This is a genomic window from Mesorhizobium sp. WSM4841, assembly GCF_055811515.1.
Window position 1 is genome coordinate 1 of the sequence record NZ_JBVVQC010000067.1, and the last position, 9,208, is coordinate 9,208.

At 58.0% G+C, this 9,208-nt stretch carries 12 protein-coding genes; 9 read left to right on the plus strand and 3 right to left on the minus strand.

Going from position 1 to position 9,208, the window contains the following annotated elements:
* Window positions 1–617 precede the first annotated feature (617 nt).
* Together AC0L14_RS34360 and AC0L14_RS34365 are read left to right on the plus strand one after the other, a co-directional pair.
* Window positions 618–941, plus strand: a complete 324-nt coding sequence (locus AC0L14_RS34360; protein WP_473752185.1) for an ATP-dependent DNA ligase — start codon at window positions 618–620, stop codon at window positions 939–941.
* A 64-nt stretch (window positions 942–1,005) separates the two neighbouring features.
* Window positions 1,006–1,476: a cupin domain-containing protein gene (locus AC0L14_RS34365; protein WP_473752186.1), complete on the plus strand. Its 471-nt coding sequence runs from the start codon at window positions 1,006–1,008 to the stop codon at window positions 1,474–1,476.
* 90 nt (window positions 1,477–1,566) lie between these two features.
* On the opposite strand, the gene AC0L14_RS34370 is transcribed toward AC0L14_RS34365, so the two are convergent.
* On the minus strand, window positions 1,567–2,070 hold the full coding sequence (locus AC0L14_RS34370; RefSeq protein WP_473525601.1) for a hypothetical protein: 504 nt from the start codon (window positions 2,068–2,070) through the stop codon (window positions 1,567–1,569).
* Between the two features lie 234 nt (window positions 2,071–2,304).
* Between AC0L14_RS34370 and AC0L14_RS34375 the strand changes: the two genes are divergently transcribed.
* On the plus strand, window positions 2,305–2,598 hold the full coding sequence (locus tag AC0L14_RS34375) for a hypothetical protein (RefSeq protein ID WP_473752187.1): 294 nt from the start codon (window positions 2,305–2,307) through the stop codon (window positions 2,596–2,598).
* A 162-nt stretch (window positions 2,599–2,760) separates the two neighbouring features.
* On the opposite strand, the gene AC0L14_RS34380 is transcribed toward AC0L14_RS34375, so the two are convergent.
* Window positions 2,761–3,831 (minus strand): sensor histidine kinase, encoded by a 1,071-nt coding sequence (locus AC0L14_RS34380; RefSeq protein ID WP_473752188.1) that lies wholly within the window; start codon window positions 3,829–3,831, stop codon window positions 2,761–2,763.
* A gap of 535 nt (window positions 3,832–4,366) precedes the next feature.
* Between AC0L14_RS34380 and AC0L14_RS34385 the strand changes: the two genes are divergently transcribed.
* Window positions 4,367–4,699, plus strand: a complete 333-nt coding sequence (locus AC0L14_RS34385) for a hypothetical protein (RefSeq protein WP_473752189.1) — start codon at window positions 4,367–4,369, stop codon at window positions 4,697–4,699.
* 210 nt (window positions 4,700–4,909) lie between these two features.
* Here the strand turns inward: AC0L14_RS34385 and AC0L14_RS34390 are convergent, their stop codons facing one another.
* Window positions 4,910–5,248, minus strand: coding sequence for a hypothetical protein (locus AC0L14_RS34390; protein WP_473752190.1), 339 nt, complete (start codon window positions 5,246–5,248; stop codon window positions 4,910–4,912).
* A gap of 220 nt (window positions 5,249–5,468) precedes the next feature.
* On the opposite strand from AC0L14_RS34390, the gene AC0L14_RS34395 reads away from it, so the two are divergent.
* From AC0L14_RS34395 to AC0L14_RS34415, 5 genes are all read left to right on the plus strand, one after another.
* The gene (locus AC0L14_RS34395; RefSeq protein ID WP_473752191.1) at window positions 5,469–5,819 is read left to right on the plus strand and encodes a hypothetical protein; all 351 of its coding nucleotides are present in this window, start codon (window positions 5,469–5,471) and stop codon (window positions 5,817–5,819) included.
* Between the two features lie 820 nt (window positions 5,820–6,639).
* Window positions 6,640–6,813, plus strand: coding sequence for a hypothetical protein (locus AC0L14_RS34400; RefSeq protein WP_473752192.1), 174 nt, complete (start codon window positions 6,640–6,642; stop codon window positions 6,811–6,813).
* A gap of 98 nt (window positions 6,814–6,911) precedes the next feature.
* Complete coding sequence (locus AC0L14_RS34405) at window positions 6,912–7,892, plus strand: tyrosine-type recombinase/integrase (protein WP_473752193.1); 981 nt, start codon at window positions 6,912–6,914, stop codon at window positions 7,890–7,892.
* A gap of 580 nt (window positions 7,893–8,472) precedes the next feature.
* A complete protein-coding gene (locus AC0L14_RS34410) occupies window positions 8,473–8,979 on the plus strand; it encodes a DUF982 domain-containing protein (protein WP_473752194.1) in 507 nt (168 codons plus the stop codon).
* A complete protein-coding gene (locus tag AC0L14_RS34415; RefSeq protein WP_473486754.1) occupies window positions 8,888–9,097 on the plus strand; it encodes a hypothetical protein in 210 nt (69 codons plus the stop codon). The genes AC0L14_RS34410 and AC0L14_RS34415 overlap by 92 nt, the downstream gene beginning before the upstream one ends.
* The last annotated feature ends 111 nt before the right edge of the window (window positions 9,098–9,208 follow it).

Genomic DNA, 9,208 nt, shown 5'->3' on the forward strand with positions numbered 1-9,208 from the left:
CCGAGCGCAATGTTGTTGACCGATTGCGGGGGAACCCACGGAAGGGAGACAACCCTTATGCCCAGTCACATCACAATCGCAGTCTTGCTCATGATCCTAACCGGTGCCGCCGGGTGCATGACCAACAATGGAGCGCAGCATTCCACGACACAGACCACAAACGGTGGCAGCGGTAGCCCCGGCGGTAGCGGCGGCATGGGCGGCGGCGGCTACTAAGGCGAATGTGACGCGGACGGCGCTCCACGGCTTACCTGACGCTGCCGGTGGTGTCCTATTTCAAGGAGAACGGCATGCCGATCTGGCTGGTTCTAATTCGGGTCACTTGGCCTCACCGTGCCTACCACTTCAGACGGCCCGACAGCCGCTGCGGGGTAGGCAACCGACCGCCGGGCCTAACCGGCGGGGGTTTGGGTCGCCGGCTAGTTCTACCATAAGCCTCTCATGCATCATTACTAATTTAGTAAAATGGTCACGTTCCGTTCCCCTGGCTGTCAAATCGGATGAGCCTAGAGTCAATTTGGTGCCTAAACGAGTGAGTGCCGGCGACCGGCTAGAATTTATTCCTCCGATGATGCCGACCTTGGTAGCCAAGCCGCCCCAAGGCGATGACTGGATGCATGAAGCCAAATTCGACGGCTACCGGCTCCCAGATCATCATCGACGCCGGCGGCGCTCGGATTTTCACCCGCCGCGGACTCGATTGGACTGCCAAGTACCGCGACCTAGCTGCGGCGGCGCGAACGCTGGACGTCGAGAATGCCATCATCGACGGCGAAGTCGTCGTCTTGAATGAGGCTGGCCTTTCGGATTTTGCCGCACTGCGCAAGGCAATCACCAGGCGCCAGCACGACCTCTATTTCGTCGCGTTCGATCTGCTGCATCTCAATGGCCACGACTTGCGCGACATGCTTGCCAAGACGTGGCTCGCGGACCTAATCTGAATGTTTGGCGAGCCCACCCCGGCACGCGGCCGGAATGGGTAGCGCGGCTAGACGGGAGGTTACCATGAAAATTGCATCGCTACTTGCAATCGGCTGGATCGTATCCTGCGGAATCGCCTCCTTTGCTTCGGCAGAGGATGCGCACACTGTGGTCACTCCCAACGAGGTTAAGTGGGGCCCGGGTCCAAAAACGCTCCCTGCCGGAGCAGAGGCGGCAGTCTTGTTCGGCGATCCGACCAAGGAAGGTCCGTTTGCCCTTCGGCTCAAATTGCCGGCTGGGTATGCGATCGCGCCGCACACGCATCCAGGGCTTGAGGTTGACACAGTAATATCGGGGACCATTAATCTTGGCATGGGCGAGACCGCCGACCGGAGCGCCGCCAAAGCAATTCCTGCGGGCGGCTTCTTCGCTTTGCCGCCCGACACGGCGCATTTTGCTTACTTCGACGAGGAGACGGTGCTCCAACTCACCAATAATGGCCCGTGGAGCATCAAGTACATCAATCCGGCGGACGATCCTCGAAAGACGCAATAGCTACGACGGCTTAAATCGAACCTGCCCCGCCGCGCTCGGCGGCGGGGTGCCATTGCCGGGGCAGGTTGAAGTGGGTACCCAAAGCGGGACTCAGGCCGTGGGTACCAAGCGTTGGATTTTCACCGCTAGAAAGCCAAAGGCAAAGTGAGACGCCTCTACCTGGATTTTCGCTAGGTCGCTAGCAGCCGCCCGAATTTCATCGGCAGTCACCTCAAAGAATTGGTGTGTTGCATTTTGCCGGTTGAATGAGAGTTTCTGCCAAGCCTTCTTTTCTACGAGGTATGCGCTCCACGGACCGTGAACGACACGATTGCGAAACGTGTTGAGTTCGCGCATCTGCTGGACGAGGCGATCGCGCTCGGCAAAGTCATTCGGTTCGGTGGTGTGTTGGTCGATGATCTGACCATACAGAGTGATTTTGTTATTCAAGTTGTTCGCTTTCCGCAGCTTCGGTTGGTCGGCGCCAAGCGCGGACAGCCAATGATCGATATGGAATTCCAGAAATCCAAACTGCATTATCAAGCGCCCTATCGGCTCGTAAAAATCGCTGTCGTAGCGCTCGATCATCTCCGATACGGATTTTGGACGTTCCATTATCGTGCTCACACTGACGAAAAACGCAACGAGCCGATGAAGCGGATGCTTTAAGAAGGCCGCGCCGTTGCCGCACAAGATAGCGAGAAGGTTGCAAAGAGTCCGGCCGAAAGAAATAGGGCCCTGAGCTAATATCAACCCAAAAGCAAAGAGTGGGCGTCCCCTATTGCCGACGCCCTCGTTTTCAGGATTATATTCCTCCCCGTTGCGGCGAGCCCTTCAACGGAGATCGCCATGCCCCAAAAGACCCTCGCCGACACCCTGGCCGCCCGCGAAACCATCTATGTCAATTGCGGACACCCGATGTGCTGCAAATCGACGAAGCTGGATATCCAGGCGTTGATTGACAGGCTCGGCCGTGACCACGGCTCGATGCATGACGACCTGGTCGGGCTATTTGTTTGCTCAAATTGCAAGGCTGCCGGCCGTGACCGACGGCAGGTGTTCTTCACATGCGTTCCTGACTACGAAGGCCAGCAGCGGGCGCCCAATCGCGATTGGAAGCCAACTTTCGAACGAGGGGGCTGAAAGTGGCCGGCGCCACTGTGGAGCGGTGCCTCATGTTTGCTGCGAGAGCAATGCCCGTTTCCATGATAGTCCACCATGTCACGCAACGGCTTTTTGCGCTTCGGTGGCCTGTACTTCTCGACTAGCCTGATGTCGAGTCACCAGTGGTCCCAGGTCGATCGTCTACGCCGCCCGTGGCACACGCGAGGTGAACGTCGCCCTGGTCACCGACACGCTGGTGCCCTTGGTGTCGCTGATGACCTCGATCCTGGCCTCCAGCTGCTTGACCAGCGCCTCGACGATGGCTGTCCCCAAGCCCGCGCTCGACGGCTCGCTGGTGAGTTTGCCGGTGCCGTTGTCCGACACTGTCAGCTTCCAGTCGCCGCCGTCGGTTTCGTAAGACACCTGGATCAGCGCCTTGGCCTTTTCCCTCGGAAAGGCATATTTGATCGCGTTCAGAACGAGCTCGGTGACGATCAGGCCGAGGCTCACCGCCTTCTGCGAGTCTATCCTGCCGCCATGTGCCGTGACGTTAACCGCGATCGGCTGGTCTTCACCAACCATCGAGACGGCCAGGCTGCTGCACAGCTTCGACAGATAGGACACGACGTCGATCTCTTCGACGCCGGTCGTGGTGTGGAGGTGGCGCTGCACTTCGGCGACCGACAGAACCCGCTGATGGGCATCCTTCAAATGCTGACGAGTTTCCTCTGATGTGACGGAGCGGGCCTTCAACAAAAGGATGCTGGCGATGATCTGCAGGCTGTTGGCGACCCGGTGCTCCATTTCGCGCAGCAGCACATCCTTTTGCCGCAGCAGGTCTTCGGTGCGGCCGAGAAGCTCTTCCTTTTCCCTCTCGATGGCACGGCGGGCCGTGATGTCGTTGAAGGCGAGCAGGATGGTCACGGCTGAACTGTGGTCGTAGAGAACCTTTCGGGCGTTGAGCAGCATTGTTCGTGGTCCGATATTCGGGAAATCATGCTCGACCTCAAAACCGTCCATGGCGGTCTTCTCGGGGATGATCGTCTCCAGGAGCAGGCGCAGTGCCGGAATGTCCCACTGGCCGTCGCCGAGCGCATAGAGCAGCGAGCCGCGCGTCTGCTCGGGGTCGACCTTGAAGGTCTGGTAGAAGGAGCGGCTGGCCGCCAGCACGCGAAACTTCTCGTCAAGGACGACGAAGGGCTCGGCGATCGTGTTGACGATGGCCTGCGCCAGCGTCTGCACATCTTCGATATTGGCAATGGGATGAAACAAGGCTTGCAGCCGATCCGGGGATTTTGCCCCTCTTGAGGGTCTATACTCTGTTGCCGGGCCGATGTCGCGAAATGAATCAGCCGCAAAAGCGGGCGGCGATCGATCAGGCTGGAGGTCCACAAGCTGCCGAGGAACTGAAGCGCTCGCCTTGTGGGAAAGTGGCCGGCGCCACTTGGGGGGCGTTGGGGTAGATTGCCTTGTCGGGCGCCGGCCTAGCGGATTGGGGTCCGCCGCCTTGATACTACCGAGCTTGGGGAGATCCGAGTAATTCCGTGATCGCGGAAATCATTGTGGAGGAACTCAATCCAAATGGTCGCGTTATGCTACCTAAGGATTTTTTCCGATCGCTGACGATAGGGACAGAACACCCAGCAGGGCCCCTGACGACTCTATCGTTCAGCGCTTGGTTAAAGAGGCGAATATAACCGAAGAGCAGGCTCGCGAGCTTATCGCTTTTCTGGGGTCCGACTGGCCGTCACTTATGCGGGAAGCCCGATTTCTAACTCGAAAACGCTAGTCGCAGTGAGTTACGGCAATGGACCCGTGGCAAATCGATAACGTGTACGTTGAGAGTGCGCGGTTGCAGGCTAAAGCCACGCGGACCTCGATTGCGGGCCTGCGCTCCACCATTGAAGAGAGCCGGCGCATTCTCGCTCGATCCCAAGAACTGTTGCGCCGCATCCATCAACAGGAAAGTTGCGCCATACAGATGCAGGCGACGACAACCTACATCGTTAGCGTATTCGAAACGCCGCATTGGCGCACGGTCTTGACCACCAAGGTCAAGGCCAAGGCAGAAGCCATGGCAAAAGAGATCGGCGAGGGCGCGCAGATCGAAGAGATCACGCCGAAGGTGAAGAAGTGCTAAGCGGCCGGATATATCTTTCAGCCGACGGAACGTTTGTACCCGCCCGCCGTTATTGCCATGATCCCCGCATAGGGATCATAAAGGGCCTTGTCCCCTCTTGGCCCGAGTTTGAGTCCGCTGTCTCCCGGAAGTGTCCAGCTGCGCAACGTTCGCGCTTTTGGAGCCGTCGACAGCGGACCCGACGCATTTCAATGATCCTCTAGAAGTCAGCTAAGTCGTTGTGTTTTCGCGGACGACCGCTGGTCTGCCCCTTCGATCTGATCCTGGCAAGATATTGTCGCCCACCAGACGGTCATCGGACGATAGTTTGGGCGGTATGAAAGGACCGGTTGCGCCGATCTCGCCTAGCCAATCTTCATAGCCATCGTTCAGCTTGGCTTTCAGAGCGTCAGGCTCAATTACCCCGGATTGGAACAGGCTCATAAGCCACCGCCCGAAGTGTTCCCTTGCCGGGTGCCATTCGGGGATTCCTGCTTCGTCGCAGTAGCCTTTGAGTACGGCAGCGAGCATTGAAAGCTGCTTGGAATCGATTGAAGTGTCGTGTGACATTCGCTTTTCCCTTAATTATGGGCGAAAGCGTGATCGACTCTTCCAAGCGCCAGCGCCCGTTCTGTTGGCTGGCGACGATCCTTCTGTACGCTTCCAGCAGCGACAAGCACTAACCCGGCCACACCAGCAAGCCCGCTGCCTCACGGTGGCGGGCCTTTTTTGTTGCTGAGGAACCTTACGCCGCGGCGGCCGTTGAGCCCCACCCCAAAGGGAGATCACAATGGCTGACGACCCGAACGAAGCCGCAACGCCGAGCAAGACGCAACGAGAAGCTCAGGAAGACTTGGAGAAGCAGGTTGCGCAACTGAAGCGCGAGATCAACAAGATCAATCGGACGCTCGCGGAGCGCGCTGAAGAGGTGGTCGAGGAAGCTACTGGTTGGTATGAGGGCGCGGCCGATAGCGTGTCTCGGACAACGCAAGCACTTCGCAAAAGGGCGTCTACTGCTTCCGATGTCGTTCAAGAAAATCCTGGCACGGTATCGTCCGCCTTCATGCTGGGCGCGGCTGTAGGCTTGCTGTTGGGCCTTGTTCTTGTGGCCGGCGACCAGCGCCGGGACCGCTGGATCTAATCACGCTCAAATGAAGGCCAGAGCCCGCTGCCTCACGGTGGCGGGCCTGCTTCCTCTCCTTCTGGCGCATAGTCTTCCGGCCGCATCAGCTTCGGAGAGGACAACCATAGTTCTTTGAACGCAAACATGGCAGGCGTCCAAGGTTCCCATTTGGACATGGCGCGAAGGATGAACAACCCAGCTTCGAAGGCCACCAGGTTTACGGTTGGCTGGGGTCTGTCGTGCTTTAGCCAGTCCCGCGTTTCGTTAAGGCGAGATATCCACTGTTTTACATCCTCGACTGGCCGATCTGGATGGTCCCTGATAGTCGATGCGCCACAGGTCATTCACATCCACGGTCTAATTTCCATTTCACGGCTAATGAAAGAATCAAGTTTGGAATGTTTGATTCTAGCACGGAATGCCGCGCTAACCTTCGTTTTGGAGCAGCTTGGCCGGATCGGTCGCAAAAATTGTTCATAAGGCGAAAAGCATTGCGGCCATTGAGGTATCGCCACCTAGTCGCTTACCGGCTGTCTGTTAAAAGAATATTCTGTTGTTGACGTGCAACAAATGTCGGCAGAAATGAGCATCCAGTGTCAAAAAAACGAGGCTGCTGGATGCACCCGAAAACCGAAATTGATCGATCGTCGATCGGCCCCGATACCCCGCTCCGCTTGGCGCTTGCGGCGACCATCGCGTTCCCCGATGGCAGCATGGGGGAGCGAGGTTTACGCCGTGCTGTCAACCGCGGTCTACTCGCGGTCGAGACGATCGGGAATCGATACTATACGACCCTTCGAGATATCGAGAAGATGCGCCAACTCTGCCGGGAGGGCGCATGACGAAGGTTCTACCCCTTCCTGCCCGCCAGGTCGAAGCGATATGTAAGGGTGCCGCGAAGGCCGGCTTTGTTGCCGAGCTCAAAATCGGCGATGTTCTTGTGCGTCTTATGCCTGAGGGTCATGGAAAGCTGCAGGTTGAGGTTGACGGCAAAGGAAAAGGCTATCTTTGATGGTCGCCATGCCGCGCCCTCGCAAACCCTTCATACAGCGGGAGAGCAACCGCCACGGAAAGACCGTGTGGTACTTCCGGCGCGGAAGGGAGAAGCGCATGCGTCTGCCCGGTGTTTTCGGATCGCCAGAGTTCAATGAGGCATACGAAGCGGCGCTGGTTGGCAGGAAAATTGACGCTAAGGCGAAGGCGCCTCGATCGTCGCTCCGATGGCTTGTCGATCAGTATCTTGAGAGCGGGAGGTTTTCCCTCCTTAGCCCAGAAACGCAGGAGATGCGAAAACGCGTCCTCCTGTCGGTTTGCAAGACAGGCGGGGATCTAAAATTCCGGGCGATCGCGGCCAGTGACATCAAGGCAGGCAAGATGCGCCGCGAGGCCACGCCTTACGCCGCAATGAATTACGTGAAGATCATGACCGCGCTGTTCAAATTTGCGGTCGACAGCGATTGGGTCACCGAGAATCCCGCGGCGGGAGTCGACACCAAGACCCCGGCAACTGACGGACATCACACTTGGACCGTTGATGAAGCCCGGAAGTTTGAGGCGGCACACCCTGTGGGCACGAAAGCGCGGCTGGCCTTTGATCTGCTTCTTTACACCGGCCTTCGACGCGGTGACGCTGTGAAGCTCGGCAGGCAGCACATCAAGGAAGGGGTCATAACGTATCGAGCGAGCAAGAACGGAATGGAGATTGTTATCCCGCTCTTGCCGCCGTTGGCCCGCTCAATCGAGGCGACTACGACCGGCGACCTTGTCTTACTCTCAACCAGCCGGGGAAAGTCCTGGACCAAGGAATCCTTCGGCGCTTGGTTCGCGGAAGAGTGCATAACAGCTGGAGTTCCGGGACGTGCTCACGGTCTAAGGAAGGCCGGTGCTACGATAGCCGCGGAGAATGGCGCTACCGAAATGCAGCTTGCAGCAATGTACGGATGGAAAAACCCGCGCATGGCCGAAGTCTACACTCGGAAGGCCAGCCGAAAGAAGATGGCGGAACAAGCTGCGAACGCTTTATCCCCGCACCTCGAATTTGGTGCGGGCGCCAGCGGCGAAAACGAAGCCAAATCAATAGGCAAGAAATGATCAACGAATCCTGTCGGGATCGCCAGTATTTTCAAGGTCCATTCTGGACACATAGGTTACGGTTTATACCGGAGACATGGGTAACACTTTCGGCCCGAAGGATTGTCTAGTGGCAATGCTCGAAATGCTCCGCGTCGGGTCGGCAGACGCGACGCAGCCGGCAGCCTATCATTTTTCACGATTCGCGAACCGGGCAAATCCCGACCCACCCCGCGCTCGATGATCGCTTGATCGCCCCGTCGCGCTTTAGGTGCGGCGGACTTTTTGTTTCCGTATGGAACACTGGCACGCGCAAGACGTTCGCCTCCTGCGGTAATATTTCCTGTGCACATAGGAATGCTGCGAGATCGGATTGTCCCCTCCGATCAGCCCGCGTCCTTCCCCTCCGTGGGGCGCGGGCTTCTTCGTTCATGGCACCGATACGATCAAGGCTCGTCGGACGTGCAACCCCTGCGTGTTGGCACCGCGTGTTCAGCCTCGATCGCGTCGGGCAGCGCCGCTCTGAATTCACGATGCATGTTCATGCAACCACCGCCATGTCTTCGCGTTTAACCGCCTTCGATCCTGGTGAGCGACAAAAATGACGGCGTTTGTCCCGATTACAATCTACCTGAATCACACGCCGGTGGTGGTCGCGTCGATAGCCGGCGCTGCGAAAGCGCTTCAGCAACCATGGCCATCCATGGACAACCCGTCCCGGCTTGAAGCAATCCGAATGATCGAGGAATGCCTGGCCGGACATTGCAGTCACCAAGCTGCGTTCGCCGCTTTCGAGGCGGCTGCAACGGAACAGGGACTTCATAAGCAGAAGCCTCCCAGCGAAGGCCTCAAGGAATTCGACGGGGTTGCTGAAGATCTGATGTGGGGTCGTCCTCGCCCGCTCGCAGATCTTCCGCGAGGGGCGCATCTCGCGTCTGCGATTCTGCAACGGGGTGCGGTTTTTTGGTGTATGATAATGACGCACGAACAAAATCTCTGGGCGAAGGGGGTTTGTCATGCCGATTGGTGGAAAAGCCGAGCATGCGGGTGTCTTCAACCCGACCGAGTTGGCCCTACTGGCGCGGGTGTTCGAGCGGTTGAAGATTGACAGTGAATCTGCGCATCGACGTGAAGCGCTCGCGTCCCGAATTATTGCCAACTACATGGCCGGAGTGGTGGACGAAGAAGAACTTCTGTCGGTTTCGAAACAAGCGCTGGGGCGGTAGGACCGGGTAAAGCAAGGCTCACCGAGTTGAGCATTCCAACCGCCGGTTGGTAGACGCGACGCAGCCGGCGCGCGTAGGATTTCCTACAATCCGGGCATGCCCACCCCCGCC